General features: G+C 39.6%; 17 protein-coding genes and 5 tRNA genes. 10 read left to right on the top strand and 12 right to left on the bottom strand.

Going from position 1 to position 23437, the window contains the following annotated elements; translation table 11 throughout:
- Nucleotides 1-79 precede the first annotated feature (79 nt).
- On the top strand, nucleotides 80-2029 hold the full coding sequence (gene tkt, locus C6H22_RS00550) for a transketolase (RefSeq protein WP_104693404.1): 1950 nt from the start codon (nucleotides 80-82) through the stop codon (nucleotides 2027-2029).
- Nucleotides 2020-4362: a PD-(D/E)XK nuclease family protein gene (locus C6H22_RS00545; protein ID WP_104693403.1), complete on the top strand. Its 2343-nt coding sequence runs from the start codon at nucleotides 2020-2022 to the stop codon at nucleotides 4360-4362. The genes tkt and C6H22_RS00545 overlap by 10 nt, the downstream gene beginning before the upstream one ends.
- 2 nt (nucleotides 4363-4364) lie before the next feature.
- Here C6H22_RS00545 and C6H22_RS00540 read toward each other — a convergent pair whose 3' ends face one another.
- The 5 genes from C6H22_RS00540 to nrfH form a co-directional block, all read right to left on the bottom strand.
- Nucleotides 4365-5303: a lysozyme inhibitor LprI family protein gene (locus C6H22_RS00540; protein WP_104693402.1), complete on the bottom strand. Its 939-nt coding sequence runs from the start codon at nucleotides 5301-5303 to the stop codon at nucleotides 4365-4367.
- 2 nt (nucleotides 5304-5305) lie between these two features.
- A complete protein-coding gene (gene pseC / locus C6H22_RS00535) occupies nucleotides 5306-6457 on the bottom strand; it encodes a UDP-4-amino-4,6-dideoxy-N-acetyl-beta-L-altrosamine transaminase (protein ID WP_104693401.1) in 1152 nt (383 codons plus the stop codon).
- Nucleotides 6457-7140: a hypothetical protein gene (locus C6H22_RS00530; protein ID WP_104693400.1), complete on the bottom strand. Its 684-nt coding sequence runs from the start codon at nucleotides 7138-7140 to the stop codon at nucleotides 6457-6459. The genes pseC and C6H22_RS00530 overlap by 1 nt, the downstream gene beginning before the upstream one ends.
- 141 nt (nucleotides 7141-7281) lie before the next feature.
- On the bottom strand, nucleotides 7282-9141 hold the full coding sequence (locus C6H22_RS00525) for an ammonia-forming cytochrome c nitrite reductase subunit c552 (RefSeq protein ID WP_104693399.1): 1860 nt from the start codon (nucleotides 9139-9141) through the stop codon (nucleotides 7282-7284).
- Nucleotides 9142-9160: 19 nt separating this feature from the next.
- A complete protein-coding gene (nrfH, locus tag C6H22_RS00520) occupies nucleotides 9161-9640 on the bottom strand; it encodes a cytochrome c nitrite reductase small subunit (RefSeq protein ID WP_233706970.1) in 480 nt (159 codons plus the stop codon).
- A 169-nt stretch (nucleotides 9641-9809) separates the two neighbouring features.
- On the opposite strand from nrfH, the gene C6H22_RS00515 reads away from it, so the two are divergent.
- Complete coding sequence (locus tag C6H22_RS00515; protein WP_104693397.1) at nucleotides 9810-10616, top strand: polyphenol oxidase family protein; 807 nt, start codon at nucleotides 9810-9812, stop codon at nucleotides 10614-10616.
- A gap of 20 nt (nucleotides 10617-10636) precedes the next feature.
- Here the strand turns inward: C6H22_RS00515 and C6H22_RS00510 are convergent, their stop codons facing one another.
- From C6H22_RS00510 to C6H22_RS00495, 4 genes are all read right to left on the bottom strand, one after another.
- Nucleotides 10637-11323 carry an outer membrane beta-barrel protein gene (locus C6H22_RS00510; RefSeq protein ID WP_104693396.1) on the bottom strand — a complete coding sequence of 229 codons (687 nt, stop codon included), beginning with the start codon at nucleotides 11321-11323 and terminating at the stop codon, nucleotides 10637-10639.
- A 149-nt stretch (nucleotides 11324-11472) separates the two neighbouring features.
- Nucleotides 11473-12510, bottom strand: a complete 1038-nt coding sequence (murG, locus tag C6H22_RS00505; protein WP_104693395.1) for an undecaprenyldiphospho-muramoylpentapeptide beta-N-acetylglucosaminyltransferase — start codon at nucleotides 12508-12510, stop codon at nucleotides 11473-11475.
- Between the two features lie 2 nt (nucleotides 12511-12512).
- Complete coding sequence (locus C6H22_RS00500; RefSeq protein WP_104693394.1) at nucleotides 12513-13166, bottom strand: rhodanese-like domain-containing protein; 654 nt, start codon at nucleotides 13164-13166, stop codon at nucleotides 12513-12515.
- A gap of 1 nt (nucleotide 13167) precedes the next feature.
- Nucleotides 13168-15822, bottom strand: a complete 2655-nt coding sequence (locus C6H22_RS00495) for a valine--tRNA ligase (RefSeq protein ID WP_104693393.1) — start codon at nucleotides 15820-15822, stop codon at nucleotides 13168-13170.
- A 146-nt stretch (nucleotides 15823-15968) separates the two neighbouring features.
- Here C6H22_RS00495 and C6H22_RS00490 point away from each other — a divergent pair, with 146 nt between their 5' ends.
- From C6H22_RS00490 to C6H22_RS00470, 5 genes are all read left to right on the top strand, one after another.
- Nucleotides 15969-17996, top strand: a complete 2028-nt coding sequence (locus C6H22_RS00490) for an ATP-dependent helicase (RefSeq protein ID WP_104693392.1) — start codon at nucleotides 15969-15971, stop codon at nucleotides 17994-17996.
- Between the two features lie 98 nt (nucleotides 17997-18094).
- Nucleotides 18095-18170: transfer RNA gene (locus C6H22_RS00485), tRNA-Lys, on the top strand.
- 29 nt (nucleotides 18171-18199) lie between these two features.
- Nucleotides 18200-18274: transfer RNA gene (locus C6H22_RS00480), tRNA-Glu, on the top strand.
- Between the two features lie 14 nt (nucleotides 18275-18288).
- Nucleotides 18289-18364 (top strand) — tRNA-Val (locus tag C6H22_RS00475).
- A gap of 17 nt (nucleotides 18365-18381) precedes the next feature.
- A tRNA-Asp gene (locus C6H22_RS00470) sits at nucleotides 18382-18458 on the top strand.
- A 22-nt stretch (nucleotides 18459-18480) separates the two neighbouring features.
- Here the strand turns inward: C6H22_RS00470 and C6H22_RS00465 are convergent.
- Together C6H22_RS00465 and C6H22_RS00460 are read right to left on the bottom strand one after the other, a co-directional pair.
- Nucleotides 18481-19392 (bottom strand): AEC family transporter, encoded by a 912-nt coding sequence (locus C6H22_RS00465; RefSeq protein WP_104693391.1) that lies wholly within the window; start codon nucleotides 19390-19392, stop codon nucleotides 18481-18483.
- A gap of 33 nt (nucleotides 19393-19425) precedes the next feature.
- Nucleotides 19426-19932, bottom strand: coding sequence for a peptidylprolyl isomerase (locus tag C6H22_RS00460; RefSeq protein ID WP_104693390.1), 507 nt, complete (start codon nucleotides 19930-19932; stop codon nucleotides 19426-19428).
- Nucleotides 19933-20036: 104 nt separating this feature from the next.
- On the opposite strand from C6H22_RS00460, the gene C6H22_RS00455 reads away from it, so the two are divergent.
- Both C6H22_RS00455 and C6H22_RS00450 read left to right on the top strand, forming a co-directional pair.
- A complete protein-coding gene (locus C6H22_RS00455) occupies nucleotides 20037-21005 on the top strand; it encodes a hypothetical protein (RefSeq protein WP_104693389.1) in 969 nt (322 codons plus the stop codon).
- Nucleotides 21006-21089: 84 nt separating this feature from the next.
- Nucleotides 21090-21164, top strand: a tRNA-Asn gene (locus C6H22_RS00450).
- 62 nt (nucleotides 21165-21226) lie between these two features.
- Here C6H22_RS00450 and C6H22_RS00445 read toward each other — a convergent pair.
- Entirely contained in the window at nucleotides 21227-23437 is a 2211-nt protein-coding gene (locus C6H22_RS00445) for an endonuclease MutS2 (protein ID WP_104693388.1), read from the bottom strand.

The following is a 23437-nucleotide window of genomic DNA, read 5'->3' as shown; positions in this document are numbered from 1 at the left end:
TTGTAAAAACTCTCTTTTGTTAAAATCTGCCTCTTTAAATCTAAGTCTCTACGATATTTTTCATACACAAAGGATTTTTATGGCACTCACTCCTTTAAGTCTTGCAGATGAGGATAAGTTACAGCTTGCAAAAATGGCAAATACGTTGCGGTTTTTGTGTGCGGATATGGTGCAAAAGGCAAATAGTGGCCACCCCGGTGCGCCTATGGGATTGGCAGATATTGCGACAATACTAAGTTTATATCTCAAACTTGATCCCGCCAACCCTTCGTGGCTTAACCGCGATAGGGTGATTTTTAGTGGAGGACATGCGAGTGCTCTCGTGTATAGTTTGTTGCATGTATGGGGATTTGAAATTAGCAAAGAAGATTTAATGCAGTTTCGTCAGCTAGATTCAAAAACACCTGGGCATCCAGAATACAGGCACACACCCGGTGTAGAGATTACTACTGGTCCGCTAGGACAAGGCATTGCTAATGCAGTGGGTATGGCATTTGCCTCCAAATATGCACAAAATCTTTTAGGCAAAAAACTTATTTCTCATAATGTCTTTTGTTTTTGTGGTGATGGGGATTTGCAGGAAGGTATAAGCTATGAGGCTTGCTCACTTGCAGGATTGCATAATTTAGAAAATCTTGTTGTGATTTATGATAGCAATGGCATAAGCATTGAAGGTGCAGTACAAAAAGCATTTAATGAAGATATCAAAAGGCGTTTTATCGCGCAGGGTTGGGAAGTTTTGGAGTGTGATGGACATAATTTTAGCTCTATTAATACAGCACTTGTTGGAGCTATCAATGCCAAAAAACCAAGCATTATTATCGCAACGACTACCATAGGCAAAGGTGCGCTTAGCCTTGAAGGAAACCATAAAACACACGGCACACCTTTAGGTGGAGATATAATTGCACAAGCAAAAAGCACGTTAGGGTTTGAATCTAGTGCCGAATTTATTATCCCCGATGATGTAGCATTGCGATTTTTAAATGTCAAGGAAGTTGGTGCACTCGCGCATTATGAATGGCAAAAGCTTCTTACACCAGACACACAAGCGCTTCTAGATTCTATGTTGGATACAAGTAGTATTACATATCCTACATACCAAAAAGGACAATCTATTGCTACACGCGTAAGTAATGGCGAGATTTTAAATGCTATTGCTACAAGTTTTAAGGGCTTTTTGGGTGGTAGTGCGGATCTAGCACCAAGCAATAACACAGAGCTTAAGGGTGAGCAGGATTTTCCAAATGGGCGTAATATACATTTTGGTATCCGAGAACACGCTATGGGTGCGATTTGTAATGGTATTGCCAATTATGGTTTGTTTTTGCCTTTTTGTGCGACTTTTTTTGTATTTAGTGATTATCTCACGCCTAGCATACGCGTTGCGAGTTTGATGAAAACGCGTGTTATGTATGTTTTTACGCATGATAGCATAGGCGTTGGCGAAGATGGTGCGACACATCAACCTATCGAGCACCTTTCCCATTTTCGCGCTATGCCAAATCTTTTGGTATTCCGCCCATGTGATGCAAACGAAAACATAGCGTGTTGGCAAGTAGCGCTAAAACATCATACACCAAGTGCCTTTGTGCTTAGTCGTCAGAATCTTGAAGTTGTGTGTGAGAGCCCAAATACAGAGGCGGTGGCAAAGGGTGGTTATATTTTGCAAGAAAGCACACTAGATTCACACAATCCTAAGCTTACGCTTCTTGCAAGTGGTAGTGAGGTAAAACTTGCGCTAGATTCACAACAGACTTTAGAGCGACAAGGCATTGCTACACGCGTAGTAAGTGTGCCTTGTTTTGAGCTTCTTTTGGCACAAGATAAGGCATATAAGCAAAAACTTTTTGGTGCAAGTAAGGTTATGGCAATTGAGGCGGCAAGAGGGCTAGAGTGGTATGTGTTTGCCGATGATGTAGTAGGTATGGAGAGCTTTGGTGCTAGTGGCAAGGGCGAGGCATTATTTGTGCGTTTTGGTTTTAGCGTGGATAATGTAGTGCAAAGGGCTAAGGCTTTATGTCTTTAGAGGTATTACAATCTCAAGAACTTCTTGTTTTTTCCTCAAGACGCGCACTTACTCAATATCATAGTGCCAAAGAGGGGATTTGTGCGCCAAGCATATTATTGGGAGAGTTTTTCTCCAAAGCTATCATATATCCAAACAAAAGCATTGTGCCTAAGCATTTGCGTAAGTTTATCGTAAGCCGTGTGTTAAGAGAATATGACAAACAACACCACATTCTTTTGCACAATGGCTTTGTTTTTGAGCAAAGTTTTATAGCATATTTGCAATCTAGTGAGTTTTTTTTACGCTTTTTTGATGAATTATTTGTGCATAAGATCGCTATTAGCGAGATTCCATTACTTGATACTTATGGCGAATATGAGGATCATTTGAGAATCTTGCAAGAAGTGTATGAGCGATATTGTGCATTTTTGGAGCAACGAGGGTGGGTGTATAAAAGTTGGGATTTTACACTTGCGCATTTATGGCTACAAGATTTTTCGCGCATTACCATTATGCTTTGTGGTGTGTTAAGCCCATTTGAATTAGCAATTTTGCGTGAAATTTCTCGTGTGTGTTTGGTGCATATACGTTTTGATGTGCGGGAAAAGACGCAAGGATTTTGGGATATTTTTGATTCGCCTTTGGATTTGGATTGTGGTTTTTGGTATGTATTGTCCTATCCTAGTGGCGAAGTAGTGGCAAAGGCACCTTTAGATTCAGCACATACTTTGCGCGCATATTCATTTCTCTCACGTATAGAGCAAGTGGGTGCGATTCGCCAACAAATTAGTGAGTGGTTGGCGCGTGGTATAGAGCCAGAAGAGATGTCTATTGTCCTACCACAGGAGGATTTTACGCAGTATTTGCAAGTGCTTGATACAGAGAGAAATTGTAATTATGCTATGGGTAAGCCATTGCAACACACCGCATTATATGCGACTTTATCCCAAGCCTTACAGGAGAGTACACAAAGTTTATCTGTATGTGTAGCACAAAGTTTTGCTACTCTTAATGCGCAAGATACAATTCATTATGCACCTATAAAACAAAAACTTGATGAGATTGTGCATGAATATGAAACAATGCACACATTTTTTGATGATGTGGATTTTGGTGAAATAGCACAAAGTTTTTTGCATGAGATTAAAGGGCTTAGCATCGATGATGTGTATGGTGGTAGAATCCGCGTTATAGGTGCACTTGAAAGTCGGGGTGTTATGCTTCCTTATGTTATTTTGGTTGATTGTAATGATGGGGTGATCCCACATTTTAGAGATAATGATTTATTTTTAAATACTGCTTTGCGCCTAAAACTTGGTATTCCCACTACATATGACAAAGAAAAGCTTCAGGTGCTGTATTATAAAAATCTTTTATTAGGGGCAAAGGAGGCGGTGGCACTTTGTGTGCAAGATGACAAAAATGCCCCTGCACATTTGCTTGAAGAGCTTGGGTGTGTAGTGCATGAAAGTGAGCAAAGTATTTTTCAACACACGCTAGTGCAATCACCAGCTTATAAGACAGAGCATTATGTTGGACGCTTACGCAAAGTATTTTCGCCAACAAGTTTCACTACATTTGTACGTTGTAAATTGCAGTATTGTTTTAGGTATATTTTAGATGTCAGAGAGCAGAGTATAGACACGAGCAATGTGGCTTGTGTGGGGATTCTTGTGCATAGTGCCTTACAAAAGGCATATGAGCCATATATTCATAAGGTGGTGAATCTAGCGGATATAGACTTGGTGCAAAAAGCTTGTGAGCAGTATGTGCGCACACAAAAATTTGAACAAGCCCTAGATCGTGCAAATGTAGAGATTTTGTTGCTTGATTTGGCGCGATTTTTTGAGTTTGAGCGTGAATATATCAAACAATATGGGACATTTGAGATTTTGGGATTAGAAGAGGAGCTAGAGGACTTTGTGCTTGAGGGTTATCGCTTTTGTGGTGCTAGAGTGGATAGAATCCAGCGCCAAAACAATGGCGAAGTGCTTGTGATTGATTATAAATACACAAATAACATTAGTGATATTACTAAAGAGGATTTTGCTCTTGAGTTTTATGCAAATGCATTAAGTGTTAAATATGGAGATATCAAAGCTATGTATTATGACCTAAAAAATGCAAAAAGCATATCATCACCAAGCAAAAAAGAGGAGCTTATCACAATCTTGCATACGATAGATACACATTTTTGTGCACATGAAGTGAGTAGCGATGAGGTGCTTATACAAAGCACTAAGTATACTTTAGATTCTTTGCATTATACGCAAGGGTATGGGGTGTTTAGTCCTGCAGATACTTCTAAGCCCTGTTTATATTGTGCATATAAAACTATTTGTGATAGATAGTGTTATTCTCGTATGCCCAAAAATCCTGTCATTACATCTTGTAGGCATTTGGTATCATTTTGGCATCCTTGGCGTTTGGTGATATATTCTTGCACCAGATCTTTGGCAGATTCTAAAAGTATGAGAAGCTCCCTATCAGCCTTGGCAAGATCTGTATTTTGGCAAATAGCAATTTCATCTTGGGTTTGGGCTTTGGCGCATTCAAAGCTAGGTTGGATGTTGTAATACACATCAGTAAGAATACCTTGCGTGTAGAGCGATTCACACGCACTTTTGTTTTGGAAAGGATAAATTCTTAGGCTAAATTCATCACGCTTTTCTATCATAATCCCACATTCAGGATCTGTATCTAATTGCGTGATATATGCTTGCGTGCTATTAAGGGGCTTTAGGATAAATGTTGCACTTGCGGTATTTCGTCTTCCATCTTTGTGAATCGTATGACTAAAGATCACATGATATCCTTGTGTGCTAATCGTGTAGGATTCTCCTTGGAATGTAGAGGTGTGCTGCATTTGTGAATTAGATTCTGCTAGATTGTTGGCGTGTGGGTTTAGGGATTGTTTTATGTAGCTAAAAGTGGTGATATCCTCCCAAGATGAGCTAAATTTTTGCCCATTGACATAGGCGCAAGAAGTAGGTTGAAATTGTGTAAAGATTGGTTCTTGATTTGGGGCATATATAGCAAAAACTGCCTTTTTTGGCGAGAGGACATAGGATTTATTATCATACACAAAGGTAAAAAAATCCTCATTACTCTGTATTTGGGCATTGCTTTCATCAAGTTTTAGGATTGTAGAATCTTGCTTGTTGGTGATTTGCAATGTAGGGCTTTGGCATGTATCTTCACAGACAAATTTTATATATGATGTTTGGTTTTCAAAGCACTCCACACCAAAGACAATAGCAAAAGCCCATATATATACCCAAAAATAGCGCATGTTTAATGTCCTTTCTTTATAGTATCTAATACTTCAAGGATAATGCCCGCAACTTGCTTGGCATCATCTAGATTCATACTTTGCGCACAAGGGATTGAAAGCTCGGCATTATAGAATCTCTGCGCATTTTGGAGATGTATTTTTCCAAATTTTTGCCTATAGAGGCTAAAGCTATATATCGGAATATAATGCACTTGCACACCAATACCGCGCTTATGAAGATCTGCAAAAATGCGTTTCTTACAATCCCAAAATTGCTCGTCTAAAAAGATCGGATAGAGATGATAGGTATGTATATCTGTAGATTGGGACAAGAGAGTAAAAAAGGGGTTATTATGAAAATATTGCTGATAGAATTGTGCAATTTGTTTGCGTTTAGCGATAAAAGATTGTAGTTTTGGGAGTTGGGATAATCCCAAAGCCGCACTTAATTCGTGCATTCTAAAGTTAAAGCCACATTCTAGGCAATCATATTCCCACGCATCGCCTTTGAGGATTCCATGGCTTACAAGGTGTTGGGCATGTGCAAAAAGCACTTCATTATTGGTAACTAATGCGCCACCTTCGGCAGTTGTGATAGGCTTTATCGCATGAAAACTAAAGATTGTCATATCTGCTTGTGACCCAACTTTGCTTCCTTGGAAACTTGCACCAAAGGCGTGTGAGCTATCCGAAACCCAAAATAGTTCAAATTCTTGTGCAAGCTGGCGCATATGTGTGCAGTTTATACTTTGCCCACCATAATCCATGCTAACCAAAAGTTTGATGTGTTGTTTGTGAGGATGCGTTGTGAGAATCTCACGCACGCTTTTGGGATCGAGGTGTCCGCTTGGTGTGATGTCAGCAAAAATCGGCGTAATGTCATTTGCCAACATCATATTTGTCGTGGCTACAAAGCTAATTGGCGTGGTGATTGCAAAGATTGGCGTATGTGGGAATTTGGCATGTAAGACAGATTTTATTGCATGATAGGCTACATAAAGTGCCGAAGTAGCAGAATTACACACGATAGCGTATGCGGTATTACAATATTTTGCTATAGCAGATTCAAATTCTTTGGCGCGCCATCCTTGGGTAAGGTTTTTGTCATCAAGCGCGCAAAAGACGGCTTTTTTGTCATCTTCTTGAATGGATTGTGTGCTATAAGGATACATTAGGCTAACAATTTTTGGACACGATCAGAATCTAGCTTATTTGTATCGTGTGAGCTTTTAAGGAAGTTACCTAGCCCTTTGAAAAATGATGCAATTTTGCCAGGCTGCTTTTCTTGTATAATCGGAGAATCTAGCACATTGTCTTTATGTTTTTTGCTTGCTTGTTTTTGGATTTTTTGTGCATTTTCTTGGGCATCTTCAGAGAGAGAGACTATCGCATCTTTTATATCTTTTTTTAAGTCTTTTATGTCTTGAATAAGTGCGTCCAAATCGCGTTTATTTTCGTTGATGAGTGAAGTATCAAGTTTGATTTTTGGAAGCACTACCTCGCCCTTAGAATCTTTAAATGCTACACCAAAAACCTTTTCACCTCCAAAAGTTGTCTCCTTCATAACTTTTTTGACTTCTTCTTGTAGTTCTTTGGCTTTTTGTTCTCGTTGTGTTTCATCCTCGATTTTTTGGATGGCTTGGAGTTTTGGTTCGATAGAATGTAACACAGACTGCAAGGTTTGCAGTTTGCCGATGTTTGTATTTGAATCCTTGATAGCATTAGTGTTAATCGCTTGTGTTTTTGGGAGTGAATCTGTGCTTTGCTTGGCTAGAGTGGTTTTTGGTTCTTTGGTTTGTGTTTTTTGTGTAGGTTGGGTAAAAGTGCCATTGCTTTTTGTGTTATCTATTTTCATCTTACCACCCCTTAAATTTTTCTATCATCTAAGCAAATCCCGAGCCACTATGCCCCAAACTTGACAATGCATTGTGCAGTAGTCGGGATAAATGGTAATCTTATGCTTGAAGAAACCTCAAGAGGAGTCTTGAGGTTTTTGTTATTGCTTATAGCTTGTGATACCTGCAGAGTGTGAATCTAAAACCTTGTAGTTATAAGGTTTCGTGTTTTTGTCAAGCTCAAGCAATTCTTTTGGAGGCTCTCCATTGACATTGTGGTGTTCATAGTAGCGATCCCCAGCTTTATGTCCTGCCATATCGACTTTATATGTGATCTCTCCGGGGTTAAGTTTTTGAATCTCTTCAAATCCTACATTAGAAATACTAAAGCCTTTGATGCCATTGGCTGCAGCTATCTCTACGAGTTTAGCTTGTCCCATTCTTGCCATTTCTACAGCTTGGAGGAGCATTCTACTTGCTTCGCGTGGATTGTGGAAACCTGTAGAGTTTTCTGCACCGACAAAATCACCCCTCATTTGTCCTCTTCGGTGTAGTTCGAGAGGTTCTGCAAGTGCTTTTGAAATTTTGGCTTCATCAGGCTTACCAGCAGTTTGGTATGTAGGGAGTTTGCCTAATTCATCGCGCAACTTTTTAATATCTTGGATAAGGCTAACTGTTGCGTATTCTGCACTTCTTAGATCATAAGCGACAGACTTTTGAATGTCAGCAATTTGCGCTTTAAGCACATCTTCACTTTGAGAGTGGCAAGTTTTGCACGATGCGTTTATGTCATTAAGTGGTGAAGTTATGTTGTGTTGTGTAACTTTTCTACCACCCGCACCTTTTGTATAAGGCATATGACAATCCGCACAGCTTACACCATTAGCCGCATGCACACCACCGCTAAAGAGTTCAGATTCTGGGTGTTGGATCTTGATCATTGGTGCTTTTGTGAGTTTATGTTCCCAATCAGAGACAAAAATATTTGCATCTCTTGCTTTGTCATAATGCTCATCAAGCATTTCGATTCTAAATGGCTCACCTTTTTTCCATGCACTCCAAGGGAATACAAGCTCAATACCATCGACTTCTATTTCCGTAGGGCTATTGCCATCACGCCATATATCATATTCATCATATGTTTTTTGTGTGCCATCCCACCATTTTTGACTTGGATCTTGTGCGATACTTTCGCCTGTAACCTTAACTTTGGATCCTGTCGGTTTAAAGTAGTATTCCACATGGCATTGGGTGCATACAAGTGTTCGCATTTCTTTTCTATCTGCCTTTACACCTTGGATGGGATCTTTTTGGTAACCTCTAAAATTTACGAGTGCATTGATAAGTGCTTGACGCGTGATTCTAAGTTCCATAGTTTCTGGGTTGTGGCAGTCTGCACAGGTTACACCCATTCTTGTTCCACCATGTGGTCCTCTGTGTGCTTCAGAATCTGGCGCTTCACCATTGATTGTAGGGACATCTTTTATCATAGTCCAATATTTCGTAGAGTTAAATCGCACCCAATCGCCCTTAGCAGAGTTTTTGAGAAGCCAAGGCGACCACCCACTATGGCAATTCATACAAGCCGCAGGTTGTCCTCCAAATTTTGCAAAACCATGAGCATTGAGAAAATCTTTGTTATTTCTTGCAGTATCCATTTGATCGACTTGAATCCAAAAATGCCCTCGCTCTTCATTGGCATCTAGGCTAAATGGATAACCCGCCCAAAGAATTGTGAGTTGTGGATATCGGATAAGTTTTGAATACGCGAGATTCCCACCAAAATCTGTGTATTTTGGAGTCTCCGTTTCGACTTTGAGATACATATCTCTATATTCTGGAAAGTTTTTGCCCCATTCATCAAATGTAGGATTGTTATCAGTGAGTTCTACAGCCCCCAAAGACTTAGTGCTTGTTACAGCACTTTTGGAACTAATATCACTATTGAGCCACCAAATACCAGCAATGATAATGACTGCCAAGATAATAAGAATTGGCATCATACTACTTTTTTTTCGCATATCTTCCTCCTTCAATATATTAAAATCCGCGTCGATGTCCGACATTTTCGTGACACGATACGCATTGCAAAGCCTGTGTATTATTACCCGCGTGTGTAGTCGGATTGATCGCATTTCCTGCATAATCGCTATGACAATTAATGCAATTTTGTTGCACAATCTTTTTACTTTTTTCATTTGCGCTTAGATTCACAGGGAGATCATCAAGCTCAAATGTGAATGCGTAACCATGTCCTAAACCACTTTGTGCCTTTGCGATCCATTTAGAGACAAAACCATGAGGTAAATGACAATCACTACATGTAGCGTTTTGTTTGCCATTAATTTTGAGAGAATGTGGATCGGACATATAGTTTGCATACACATCATTCATCACATGGCAGTTGTTACAAGCCTCTGGATTGTTGCTAAGATAGGAAAATCCTTTGGCGTTGTAAAATGTATAGCCACCACTCACGATGATAACAACAACCAAAAAAACGAGAATCTTTGCCGACAAAGACCAAGATTGACTTTTGCGTGACCCCAAGAACTCCTCCTTAACATTTTTATACATTATCTATTTTTAGTATAGACGATCATTATTCTAATATAAATTTTCTTAAATTTTTTTGATTTACTTTTTGTTAATATTTCTATCAAGATTTTTGATTTTCAAAGGAATTGCTATGTTTGCTTATACGAACTTTATCCCAAATGCTTCAAAAAATGGCGGTGTGCTTTTTGCACTAAGCAATCGTTATGGTGGATATAGCAAACCGCCATATGAAAGCCTAAATCTCGCATTTCACACAGGCGATGAATCTGTAGTGGTGGAGCGTAATATCACACATATGTTAGAGCATTTTAAAAAGTTAGATTCTAGACTAGATTCACAATCTATACAAACTCTCACATATATGACACAAATTCACGCCCTGCATTGTGCTTTGGATACAGATTGTGCGCAAGAGTGTGAGGCTATGGGCATTAAGCTTAGGAATGTGGGTGAGGCTGATGCGCTACTTTTGACACGCCTATATGCACCTGCGATGGTGCTTGTTGCGGATTGTAATCCGATTTTACTATTTGATCGTATGCACAATATCGCCACGCTTATTCACGCTGGGCGAGCAGGTGTGTTTGGGCGGATTTGCTCAAAAACTTTAACGTATATGAGTGATCATTATGACACGAGGGCAAGTGATGTGTTTGCATTTGTGGGGGCAGGGATACGCAAATGTTGTTATGAAATACAAGAAGATGTATGCAAAGAGCTAGTGCGTGTGTGCAGTGAGCCTATGCGTTATATACAAATGCGAGAGAATCGGTATTTTCTTGATTTGGCGTTGATGTTGGCAGATGAATTACAGAATCTAGGGATTGTCAATGCTAGATTTTTGCCACAATGTAGCAGTTGCCAAAGTGAGTTTTTTTCGTATCGGCGTGATGGTGTGAGTGGGCGATTTGCCCTCATCGCTATGCTTGTGGGCTAGCGATGAAGTATTTGGTAGCACTAGAAATTGTAAGTATAGCGCACACCGGTGTTGTAGATTTGTGTTGTGCTCATATCAGTTTTTACAGCAACACCATTCATTTCTGCTGTAGCACTCGCACCAATCACACCAAAGCGTGTAAAGAACTCTATGCCGTGTTTTTTGCCAAATAGTGTTCTAAGACCGAGATTTATCCCCATATCAAAGCCTGAGATGTTAGAGAGATTGCTGTTTGCGGTGGTGGCTTTTACGATACCGCCAGAATGGATACCTACACCAAGAGAGAGACCAGCAAACCATCCAGCAGAGACTTGCTCACTATTATAAAATGTATTGAGGAAATCCACATTAGCATTAATAAACATCGAGTTGAATTGGTTGCCATTTGGTGTTTGACCACTTGATCCATTTGTACCATTTCCAGTAGAGGCATCTTGCAAATAGCTCGTGCCATTATTGAGTGCTACATACGCTCTCAAGCCTACATTTTCTGTGAAAAACCACTTATAACCACCCATAAGACCATATCTAAGGCTACCAAGAGCATAGGTTGTTCGTGTGCCACCATTCATAGACGATTCGCTTGTCATTTTAGAGAGGTTGGCAAGTCCGAGATCCACACCTATAAATGCACCACTTTCTTCTGCAACTACAGCGCTTGTGCTAAATGCTAGAGCTAATGCTCCACTTACGATAAGCTTTTTCATGCAAACTCCTTTAGGGTTTTGTTGTTGGTATCGTTTGTCTAGTTTTTGGAGAAACTAGAGCAAAACGTATCCATTTTATCTCTAAATTCTTATGCAATCCTTAATTTTATGGGCTTAGTGTATATTTTGTTGGTTGTGTGAAAAAAATACTAAAGCAATGCAAGGATTTGTGTGATGATAGTGTGCGCACCATTTGGTGAGATTTTGTCTTGCAAGGCTTGTGAAACTTGCGCAATGCGTGGGGTGAGTGAGTCCAAAAATGCTAGGATTTGTTGTGGGTGAAGAGTGGATTCTCTACATACTTGTGCGAGGTTGGCAGTGGCAAACTCTAATGCGTTGTGGTATTGGTGATCTTTGGCTGCAAATGGATAGGGGATAAAAAAGCAAGGCAAACCATTAGCACAACTCTCCCAAACGCTTCCAGCTCCAGCACGGCTGATACACACATCACTTTTTTTTATGAAGTCAATGAGCTTAGGACTAAAGGCAAAAAGCTCAATATCTTGTAAGAGATCTTTTTGTGCGTAGGCTTGGCTTATGCGATTTTTGTCTCTCTCACCACATTGATGAATGATGCGATATCCGCGCGCTAAAAGTGTAGGTGCGAGATCTAGTGCGATGTTATTTATTGCCTTTGCACCTTGTGAGCCACCTAAAAAAAGTATGGTTTTTATTTCTGTGCGTGTGCGTGCGTGGGTAAAAAATTCTTGACGCACAGGATAATCACAGCGATAAAAACGCTTATGTGCAAGTGCAAAAGAGCCAAAAATTTGAGTAGCAAATGGGCTTAAGAGTTTGTTTAGTAAACCACTTATGGCATTTTGTTCGTGGATAAAGAGCTTAAGCTTACTTCCCAAGGTCGCTAATGAAGCCCCTGCTGCACTAAAACCTCCTACGCTGATGACTGCTTTTGTGTTATGGCGTGCAAAAAGTTTTTTGCATGTTTTGGTTGCATTATAGATTTTGTGTAGGGCGGCGAGTTTAGCTAAGCCTTTTTTATTGACTACGCCTGTGCTATCCAAAAAATACACCGCCTCAAAAAGATCACTTTGTGCAAACCACATCTTGTCTTGTCCTGCGTGTGATCCTATGTAGATACAAGGGATTTGCCTTTTTTGGAGTTCTTGGGCAAGGGCTTTGGCTATGGCGAGATGACCACCTGTGCCACCACCTGTAAGGGCAAACATCGTTACTCACAACAATGTGGTTTTTGGGTGCTTATAGGGTTGCCTAAGGCTTTCCATGCGCCAAAACCACCCACGAGGCGATAGAGGTTGGTGTAACCAAAATTCTGTGCCCATAATATGGCAGTATGCGCGCTTCCTACGGGCGCAAAAATATCATCACCTTCATCATAAAAGAGGATTTTAGCATTTTTATCTGCTCCCAAAAATGCTAAAAATTCTTGTTGTGAGCGGTCGAGGCTATCTTGATTCCATTCTTCTTGTGTGCCTTTGCCTATTTCCTTGAGGCTTGGGCTTTTAGCAAAGGCAAAGTGTTTAGCACCGGGGATTAACCCTAGATTGTAGATTCCGCGTGGTAGCGTGGCTATGATGACAAAAGAATCAAGATCTTGTGCTAGTGTGTGTGAATCTATGAGCTGATAGCCTGTGGCATTGGCACGCTGGATAAGTGCGCGTGCGTCTTCTTGTGCGCTAGATTGCGTGTGCAGATTTGAGGTATTTTTGAGCTCTAAGTAGGTTTGTGTAAGGGTAATGTAGATATTTGGGGTGGCAAGATGTGGTTTTTTGAGCCAAAAGATTATGATGAGCGCTACACAAAATGCAATAAGAAATATGAATGTAAAGAGTTGTAGTCTTTTTTTTGCTTTGCGTGTTGACATATTATTTCCTTTGGAGTGTGTGGAGTTCGTTTTGGACTTTTTGGAGTTTGTCTTTGGCGTTTTGTAGGGTGGCGCGGTTTTGTTCTAGCACTTGTTGTGGTGCGTTTTTGACAAAGTTTGGATTTTCTAGCATAGTGTTAAGCTTTGTAATTTCTTTTTGGAGCTTTGTTTCTTGGGATTGTAAGCGTGTGATGATAGCGCTAATATCAATCCCACGTAGTGCGATGAAAGTTTGTGCTACTTCTCCGACATCGCTTATACATTCGATTGGATTAGTAGCGTGAGAATCTAGGATAGCAAGATTCTCAACTTTGGCAAGTTTATTGACAAAAAGCATCAGCAGTGCTACATCTATAGAGACATTTATGCGCACAAAGGCTTGTTGTATTTGGGCGTTGCCTAATTCTAGGGTTGCTTTGATACGGCGCAAGGAAGTGATACAATCTTTAATCAATGTGAATTCTTGCTCTATGCAATCATCTTGTGTCGTGTTTGTAGGGAATGTAGCTATCATAATTGATTGGCTTGTCTCTAAACTTGTGCCACTAAGTGCATGCCACAAATATTCGGTGATAAATGGCATAAATGGATGCAAGAGTTTTAAGCCCTCTTTGAAAACTACGCCTAATTCAAAAATAGCTTCTTTTTGGGCTTTGGCAAGTTCGATACCCCAATCACAAAATTCATTCCACAAAAAGTGGTGTAGTATGCTTGTGGCATCATTAAAGCGATAGTTATCGAGTGCGTAGCGGAGTTGTTTGGTCGCAAAGGCTAAGCGTGAGTTCATATAACGCCCAAGCGGTGTAGAGAATGTAAGATTCTCATCTGTGAAATAAGGATTTTGTGGGCGAAGTTGTGTGGCATACATAAGGAGGAATTGCGCAGCATTATAGATTTTGTTGGCGAAGTTTTTACTAAGTTCAAGTTGGGTGTGTGAGAGTTTAATATCTCTACCTTGCGCACATAAACTAGCGAGTGTAAAGCGCACAGAATCTGCACCATATGTGGCGATAATCTCAAGAGGATCGATGACATTGCCTTTTGATTTACTCATTTTTTCGCCATTTTCATCACGCACAAGAGCGTGTAGATATATGTCTTTAAAAGGTAGCTTACCCAACAAAGATTCTCCTGCTAGGAGCATACGCGCCACCCAAAAAAACAAAATATCAAAGCCTGTAATAAGCAAGGAATTAGGATAAAATCTCTGTAAATCCTCATCGTGATAGAGCGTGTGTGTCATATCGCTTTGTTGGCGTGTGGTGTTTGTATTGCCCCAACCAAGTGTGCTAAATGCCCACAATGCAGAGCTAAACCAAGTATCAAGCACATCATTATCTTGTGTGGTAATAGTGGCGTGGCATTTAGGGCAAGTAGGGTTATCAGTCTCACTAGCCACTTTTTCACCACACGAGCAATACCACACAGGGATTCTGTGTCCCCACCAAAGTTGCCGACTAATACACCATGGGCGTAAATCACGCATCCACGCATTGTAGTTATTAAGCCATTGTGCGGGGAAAAATTTCGCTTCACCATTATTGATGCGTCCTATAGCTTTTGTAGCAACTTCTTTTTTGACAAACCATTGCTTAGAGATATAGGGTTCTATGACATTACCGCAACGATAGCATACTCCTACCTGATTTTGATAGGGTTCTATGGCGTGGATAAAGCCCTCACTTTGTAGTTTTGCAACGATTTTTTCTCGTGCTTGAAGGCGTTCTAGCCCTGCAAACTCTCCGGCTAGATCATTAAGAATTCCTTGTTCGTCAAAGATAACAAGTGAGGGAAGATTGTGTCGTTTGCCTACTTCATAGTCATTCATATCGTGTGCAGGTGTTACTTTAACGCATCCTGTTCCAAAACTCATATCTACATGTGAATCTGCAATGATAGGAATCTCGCGATTAAGTAAGGGAAGTATGATGCTTTTACCCACAAGGTGCTTATAGCGTTCATCATCTGGGTTTATCATTACCGCAGTATCGCCAAAAAATGTTTCTGGGCGTGTGGTGGCAACGATAAGGGATTGTGTAGAATCTTTAATCGGATATTTGATATGGTATAAAAAGCCATCATTTTGTTTGTATTCTACTTCTATATCGCTTAGTGCGCCATCGTGTGTGCACCAATTAATCATATAAGAATCTTGAATGATAAGCCCTTGTTCATACCATTGCACAAACGCTTTTTTGACAGCATTTTTTAAGCCATCATCCATTGTGAAACGCAGCCTACTCCATGCTGGAGAGATACCAAGTTTTCGCATTTGGTTTAGAATCTTGCCACCAGATTCTTCTTTCCATTGCCATACTTTATCGACAAACGCTTCACGACCGATACTTTCTTTGTTGATACCTTGGGCTAGAAGTTGTTTTTCAACAATGTTTTGTGTCGCAATCCCTGCATGATCCATACCTGGTTGATATAATGTCGCATAGCCGTCCATACGCTTATAGCGCGTAATAATATCTTGGAGGCTAAATGTGAGTGCGTGTCCGATGTGTAGCACACCTGTAACATTTGGTGGGGGCATCATAATACAAAAGTTTTTTTGTTTGCTTCTATCGACTTCAAAATATCCGCGTTCTTGGCATATTTCATAAATCTTAGATTCTATGGCTTGTGGATCGTAAGCTTTTTTTTCTTGCATAAGAGCACCCTTATTTCTTTGGTTGTATAATTTTGAGGAATTATAACAAACTTCTAAGGAGATTGTATGGCTTATGAGAGCAAATCATTGGGTAACATCAATAGCGTTAGCAAGAAACGCCTACAATCTCTTGACAAATAAACTTTATGCCTCTCTCTCGCCTCAATCAAGAACAATATCTTGCCGCAACTGCTAAGCGAGGCTATAATCTTATCATTGCTTCGGCTGGGACAGGCAAAACCTCTACGATTGTAGGGCGTATTGCATTCTTACTCCAAAATGGTGTGCATCCTAAGGAGATTTTACTCTTAACCTTTACAAACAAGGCGAGTCAAGAAATGATTGAGCGTGTGGGGAGATTTTTTGGTTCTAAAGTCGCTGGTGAGATAGAATCTGGCACATTCCACGCCGTGGCATATCGATATCTCAAAGAACATTTGCATATTGCACTTAAACAACCAAAAGAGCTAAAGCTTCTATTAAAAAGCCTTTTTGAAAAACGTGTGTTTAGCGATCGTAGCTCGGCATCGGTTTATACTTCACAATATCTCTATGATAGCTATTCACTATATCTTAATAGCGGATCGCCATTGCGCTTTGGTGAGTGGATATGCCAAAAAATTCCTGCACAAGCACCATATGTCAAGATTTATGAAGATGTATTGGCGGAGTTTGATGAGCTGAAGCGATACCACAATTATGCGGATTATAATGATTTGTTATTGCTTTTTAGAGATGAGATTACGCACAATGTATTGGAGTTTGCAGAAGTGTTATGTGATGAATATCAAGACACAAATCCCTTACAAGATTCTATATTGCAGGCTTTAAATCCAAAAAGTCTTTTTTGTGTGGGGGATTATGATCAAAGCATTTATGCTTTTAATGGAGCGGATATTGGGATTATAGGAAATTTTACGACCAAGTATCCAAATGCGCAGGTCTTTACTTTGAGCAAAAATTATCGTTCTTCAGAAAAAATTTTGTCTCTAGCTGATAGGCTTATTAAGCATAATCCTAGAATCTATCCTAAAAGTTTGGAGGTTATCAAGGATGGTGCTTTTGCATCGCCAAAACTTTTGGGTTTTGAAGAGTTGTTTGCGCAATATCAAGGGATTGCCAAGCATATAGCGTTAAGTAACTATAAGCATGAAGATGTTGCTATTATTTTTCGCAATAATGCAAGTGCCGATGGTTTGGAGGCTTGTTTGCGTGAGCTTGGAATCTCGTGCAAACGTAAGGGTAGCGCAAGCTTTTTTGATAGCAAGGAGGTTTCTGTCGTGCTTGATATTTGTGCGATAGCGACATATCCGCGTGATATGATGGCATATATTCATATTTTGGGCTACGGCAAAGGCATAGGCAATGCAATGGCAAGGGATATTTATGAATCTCTTTTGCGACTTGGTAATGGCGTAGCGCTTAGAGGGCTTTTTAGTCCGGATCTTTTGGTGCGTCCTTATGAACAGAGAGCAAAAAATACAGAACTTGGACTTTTTGATGATTTTTTTGCACTACAAGCACAAAATCGTTTTGATGAGCACATTTCTAAGCAATTTGCTTCACACCCTATTTTGGAACACCCAAAACTTACCCTCAAAGGTGCGCAGTTTTTGGATACATTTTTTGCCATGCTTGGTGAGATACAAGATATTACAAACCCAAAGGATTGTATTGCACGCATTGCACATAGTCAGTTTTTTAAAGATATCGTGTATCATCTCGCGCAAACTCGCGCTAAAAATAAAGATGGAAGCATAGATGCAGAGCGTTTGCAAAAGGCATTAGATAATATTGAGCGTAAAGTTTCTTTGTTGCGTGATTTGGCATGTAATTATAAAGAAATGGGAAAATTTCTTAATGCTATGGTGCTTGGCTCAAGCGAGGCAAATGAGGGTAGTGGCGTGAATCTCCTTAGTGTGCATGCGAGCAAGGGTTTAGAGTTTAGAGATGTATATATTGTAGATTTGATGGATGGGCGATTTCCAAATGTGAAATTGATGAATAAAGGTGGGAGTTTGGAAGAGGAACGGCGACTTTTGTATGTAGCAATTACACGCGCCAAGGAAAACCTTGTGCTTTCTTACGCCAAAAGAGATGCGCTTAAGGGCATTGATTATGAACCATCAAGATTTTTGTATGAGGCTAAACTTTTGAAAAAAAATACACCATAAATCTATGAAGTTACCAAAGTCTCTCTTGACAAACGCTAGTAAAATGACTATAATTTCGCTTTTTTGTAACAAAAGGTGTAGGGCTAAAATAGCTTGATGACCCGTTAGCTCAGCTGGTAGAGCAATTCCCTTTTAAGGAATGGGCCGTTGGTTCGAATCCAACACGGGTCACCACTTCAATGATTTTCTTTGTGAATAAAAGTGGCCCCTTCATCTAACGGTTAGGATACCACCCTTTCACGGTGGCTACAGGGGTTCGAATCCCCTAGGGGTCACCACTTTTATTTCCTTTGGTCGCTTAGCTCAGTTGGTAGAGCGCCACCCTTACAAGGTGGATGTCATAAGTTCGAGTCTTATAGCGACCACCATCTTATTCTGATAAGGTGGAGCGGTAGTTCAGTTGGTTAGAATACCTGCCTGTCACGCAGGGGGTCGCGGGTTCGAGCCCCGTCCGTTCCGCCATTGCGTAATTTCGATCTTCTTTTTAGTATAACATCCAAACCCAAAATGGTATTGATACTGCACTAAAAAGCAATCCAAAGGCAATCGCACTCACCGCAAGATTAGAGTCTAGCTTTGCTTTCATGACCATAGCTCCAGCAAGAGTCATAGTTGGCATAGCAGTTTCAAAGATAGCAATTAATATAGATGGCGATGAAGATATGTGGAGGATATGGGTTATACCTATAAAAATAAGCGGCGCTAAAAGCATTTTGCCTATTATGACAAGCGCTACACTTTTGTAGGAATTTTTAATCGCACTAAAGCCCAGAGAAAGCCCAATGGCAAAGAGTGCTACAGGCGTCGCTGAATACCCAAAAAGCGTAATAGGACTAAAGATAAAAGATGGTAACTTGATAAGGCTACATACTAGTCCTAAGATAAGCGCAATAAATGGCGGAAACATCACAATAGCTTTGATATTTTGGATTAAACTTGGTTTATTGGGGTATGCAAGATTAATAACAAATGAACCAAAAAGCAAAATTGGTAGCATGGTAGCTAGAGCATCATAACAAATCACTTCACCTATATACTGCGGATCTGGATAGAGCGCAGAAATGATAGGTATCCCTACAAAAAGTGTGTTACCAAAGCATGTAAGTAGCGCCATACTCACTAAGGTATTTTTTGAGAATCTAAACATTTTGCCAAGGACTATGATGATACAAGTTGTTAGGATATTAGAGCAGAGTCCTATGGCGATCACTCCTAGCAGTTCTGTATCAAATTTGAGTTTGTAAGTATTTTCAAAAATAAGACAGGGGAGAGCAAAGAGCAGGGCAAAATCAAGAAACATCTTGGATTGTTTTTGTTTGAGGACACCTAATCTTTTGGCGACATAACCACCAAAAAGTAGCACAAAAATTGTGAATAATGGCTCAAAGACAAACATTCCTTTCTCCTCGCTTCGTGTCCAAAGCGTGTGTTAGTTTTCTTGAGGTTCTTGCTCAAAAATTTCAATAGATTCTATAATATCACCTTGTTTGAGTGAATCTAAAACCTTGAGGCTTTCGCGTTTGTTAGGTTGTATGCGTCCAAAAACGGTGTGTTCACCATCAAGATGAGGTTGCTCCAAGAAACAAATAAAAAACTGGCTACCACCAGTATCACGCCCCGCGTGTGCCATAGAAAGCGAGCCTTTTTTGTGTAGGTTTGGATTATCTTTTAATTCACAACGGATTCTATATCCTGGACCTCCTGTGCCATTGCCTATAGGACAACCACCTTGTGCAACAAATCCGGGTATTACGCGGTGAAAAGTGAGGGTATTATAAAAACCATCTTTTGCAAGAGTAGCAAAGTTAGTTACTGTTTGGGGTGCGTCATCGGGAAATAATTTAATAAGCATAGAGCCCTTATTTGTTTTAATAAGTGCATAGTTAAGCTTTTGCAATTCCTGTGGATTGATGTCAAAAACCTTTAATTCTTCCATGGAAAACTCCTTAATCGTGAGGTAAAAATACGGCATATTTTACCGATATAGCAACATACTTTCGCTTAAAAAAGGACAAAAAATTGCAAAGGATTGCAAGGGTTATGAGCATTGTCTGTATGTGTGTATTGCTGCATGCAGATGTGTATGATGAAGATATGCTTATACAAGAGGGTGTTATGGATTCATCTGGTATTCATAAATCTTCGCCTTTGCGTGGGTTAGATTCTAGATTGGGTGAGGGGCTAGATTACGCATCTTTATCAAAAGAAAATCTTGATAATATTTCTAATCAAAATACAGCCCTTATGCTTTCTCCTACACTTTTACCTCAGCAATACATTCTCCCAGAACCTTTACCAGATTGGATTTATGCCACAGCGATTATAGAGGTGCATTTTAATGATGGATCTATGCGTCGAGGTTTTGCAAATATGCTTAAAAATGGTTTGTATATTACTTCAAGTGAGGTTGTGTATAGTGATTCACTCATACCGCGTCGCGTGTATGTAAAAATGCAAGATTCTAGTGCGCCTGAAATTATTTGTGTTGCAAAATTGCATCTTATGGTTGTGGATACTCAAAGTGGCTTAGCACTTTTGGAAAATATCGCAAGCACAGATGATTATTGCAATGTTGTGCAAAAGAGTTACTACCATGACAGAATCCAAAAGCGTGTTACAATAGATGTCTTTAACAAAACATCAAGTATAAATCCTAATCAAAATGTATTATTCCCTTATGTGGATAAATATTATTCTTTTGTGCCAAAAACAATGCAAGTTGGTGAAGTAGAGACATATTATGATCAGGCGTCTGCTACATATGTCAAATATGGCTATCAGCTAAAACGCGATTGGTATCCTAATTTTGCCTATGGTAAGGGGATTTTTGATACAAAAGGGAATTTCTTGGGGCTTATCAGTCTTACATATCATAGTTATTTGCCTGTGCTTGTCAAAAAAGAAGTAGTGCAAGATTTTTTGTGTTCGCTTGATGAAAAAAAGGTGCTTGAAGATGGAGATATTGCAAAAAGTTGCGCGGCATTACATAAAAGACAAAGATTTTTTTAAAAAACTATGGTATTTTGCAATTTCTATAGGGATTGGTGCTTGACTTTTTGGGAAAACTTCTTTATAATTACGCTTTTTTGAAATTCCGGATTAGCTCAGCGGTAGAGTAGGCGGCTGTTAACCGCTTGGTCGCAGGTTCGAATCCTGCATCCGGAGCCATCTTCTTTCTAAGACTTCAGATATACTTTTTCAATCACGACTTGTGAATATTAGGTTTTATTTTAGAGTTTGATAATTTTTGCACCAAAACCACCGAGATTTAGTGGTGCATCACCAAAGGATTGGATTTTTGGGTGAGATTTTAGAAATTCTGCCACGGCTGCACTTAGTTTGCCTGTGCCAATTCCGTGATACACAAGCACTTCATCAAATCCTGCTATGAGGGCATTTGAGAGAAAATTATCAAGTGTTTCTATAGCCTCTTGCACACGCATTCCATGGAGATCAAGACTCACATTTGCGGGTTTTGTGGGCGTGGGTAATGTTTTGGAATGTGTTATTTGGGGTTTTTGTGTGGGCTTTAGTTGGTGGAGTGGAAGTTTGAGGCGCACACCATTTTCAAGCTCAAGACTACACATTTTTCCCGTAATCTCGATAATCACCCCGCGATTTTGTCCGTATTTGGCATAATCACCTTTTTTGAGGTTTGTTTCTTTGGGTTTTTTTGGAGTGTAGTGGTGTGTATATGTTTGCAAGATCGCATTTGCTGTATTGATACCACGATGAATAGTTTTGTTGTCGTTTTCTTTCATGTGTTTTTTAAGCTCATTAAGAGCATTGCGATAAGTGCGTTCTAGCTCGGTTTTTATGTGTGTGTATTCGCGTTCATAATTTGTAATAGTCTCATTCAGGGCTTGTGCTTTGCGCTCATATATTTGTTCTTTTTGTTCTAAGAGACACATTTTTTGTTTGAGTTCTCGCTCAAGCGTGCTAGAGCGTTCAATAAGTTCGTTCAAATATTTTTTGTCCTCGCCATAGACTTCTTGTGCGCGATTGATTAAGGTTGCTGGAATCCCATAGTTTTTGGCAGTTTCAAATGCATAGCTTTTGCCAATGCTACCTTGCAAAAATTCATAAAGTGGGCGTGATTTTGTTTCATCATACAAGGCTGCAATTAATGCGACATCCTCCCTATTTGCCATCAACGCCGCGAGGCTCTTATGGTGTGTAGTAAGAATAATCTTGCATTGTTTGTGGCTTAGGTGTTCTAAAAGGACTTTGTATAGGCTTGCTGCCTCTTGAGAATCTGTGCCTAGTTCAATTTCATCGATACCTAGCAAAAAATTATCCTCATCTAAAATTTGTGCAAACTCCATCATACGCCCTGCAAATGTTGAAATATCATTTTTGCTATTTTGTGGATCTGAAACAATGGCAAAGATATGTTTAAAAAGTGGGATTTTAGAATGCGTGGCATTGATTTTTAGTGGCAAGAGATATTTGCTTAGCAAACTTGCACACAAAATAGATTTTAATAAAATTGTCTTACCTCCGGCATTGACACCAGTAACAAGGATGATTTTTTTATGAATCTCGATATTTAGAGGCTTTGGATTTTTAAGGATTGGGTGACAAAAATCTTTTAGGACAATATCTTCTTTGCTAGATTCATATACAAATTCCAAATTATATGCCTTGGCAAAACTATGACGCGCATAGATATGATCAAACTTATCAAATTCTTTATTTAAAAATCGCAAAAACATAAGTTGCTTTTGCAAACTCGCACTTAAGTCTTTGCAAAGCTCATATAGGAGGGATTGGAGCGTGTCATTGAGGCTACTTTGCTTTGTTTTTAGTTCGGCGATACTTTGTGGTAGGACATAAAAAAAGCCATTGGCACTACGCGCGATAATGATACCTTTGAGTGCATTATTAAACCCGGCTTTTAGCAGTAGACATTCTGTCTGATTAATGTAGTGAATCTGCTGATCTACAAGATATGTTTTTATGCTTACAAGTAGGGCATTAAAGGCTTGTGTGATATGCTGTTGTGTGCGGGCGATAGCGTCTTTTATGCCATCAATATCTGGATAAATCCCACGCTTTAATTCACCATCATCTTCAAAGATCTCACAAAGTTGTGTAATATGTGGTGGGGTTTGGATTGAATCTAGCCAAGTGCAAAGATGTGGTGTATCTTCTTTTATGAGGCGTTTTAGGTAGGCAAAATATCGCACAAGTTTTACAAATTCAAAAATATCCTCAAAACTTAAGACACCAAATTTTTGGAGATGAATAAGAGCATTTTGTAAGTCTTTTAGCTTTGGGAGTGGGCTTATGTGTGTAGATTCTAATTCTTGTAAAAAATGGGCAAAGACTCGTCTATCGCCACTAAATGCAAAGTCTTTAGGGCGTGCCAAAAAACTCTCAAAAGTATGAATAAAATCCTCTAAATCAAGGGCATTGATAAGTTTAGAGAGTGCACGCAT

Source organism: Helicobacter equorum, assembly GCF_900198655.1.
Lineage (GTDB): Bacteria > Campylobacterota > Campylobacteria > Campylobacterales > Helicobacteraceae > Helicobacter_F > Helicobacter_F equorum.
This window is presented reverse-complemented; position numbering and strand designations above follow the sequence as displayed.

Coding starts and splice junctions, on each gene's coding strand:
- tkt (WP_104693404.1), top strand. CDS start 80: ATGGCACTCACTCCTTTAAGTCTTGCAGATGAGGATAAGTTACAGCTT.
- C6H22_RS00545 (WP_104693403.1), top strand. CDS start 2,020: ATGTCTTTAGAGGTATTACAATCTCAAGAACTTCTTGTTTTTTCCTCA.
- C6H22_RS00540 (WP_104693402.1), bottom strand. CDS start 5,303: ATGCGCTATTTTTGGGTATATATATGGGCTTTTGCTATTGTCTTTGGT.
- pseC (WP_104693401.1), bottom strand. CDS start 6,457: ATGTATCCTTATAGCACACAATCCATTCAAGAAGATGACAAAAAAGCC.
- C6H22_RS00530 (WP_104693400.1), bottom strand. CDS start 7,140: ATGAAAATAGATAACACAAAAAGCAATGGCACTTTTACCCAACCTACA.
- C6H22_RS00525 (WP_104693399.1), bottom strand. CDS start 9,141: ATGCGAAAAAAAAGTAGTATGATGCCAATTCTTATTATCTTGGCAGTC.
- C6H22_RS00515 (WP_104693397.1), top strand. CDS start 9,810: ATGTTTGCTTATACGAACTTTATCCCAAATGCTTCAAAAAATGGCGGT.
- C6H22_RS00510 (WP_104693396.1), bottom strand. CDS start 11,323: ATGAAAAAGCTTATCGTAAGTGGAGCATTAGCTCTAGCATTTAGCACA.
- murG (WP_104693395.1), bottom strand. CDS start 12,510: ATGTTTGCCCTTACAGGTGGTGGCACAGGTGGTCATCTCGCCATAGCC.
- C6H22_RS00500 (WP_104693394.1), bottom strand. CDS start 13,166: ATGTCAACACGCAAAGCAAAAAAAAGACTACAACTCTTTACATTCATA.
- C6H22_RS00495 (WP_104693393.1), bottom strand. CDS start 15,822: ATGCAAGAAAAAAAAGCTTACGATCCACAAGCCATAGAATCTAAGATT.
- C6H22_RS00490 (WP_104693392.1), top strand. CDS start 15,969: ATGCCTCTCTCTCGCCTCAATCAAGAACAATATCTTGCCGCAACTGCT.
- C6H22_RS00465 (WP_104693391.1), bottom strand. CDS start 19,392: ATGTTTGTCTTTGAGCCATTATTCACAATTTTTGTGCTACTTTTTGGT.
- C6H22_RS00460 (WP_104693390.1), bottom strand. CDS start 19,932: ATGGAAGAATTAAAGGTTTTTGACATCAATCCACAGGAATTGCAAAAG.
- C6H22_RS00455 (WP_104693389.1), top strand. CDS start 20,037: ATGAGCATTGTCTGTATGTGTGTATTGCTGCATGCAGATGTGTATGAT.
- C6H22_RS00445 (WP_104693388.1), bottom strand. CDS start 23,437: ATGCGTGCACTCTCTAAACTTATCAATGCCCTTGATTTAGAGGATTTT.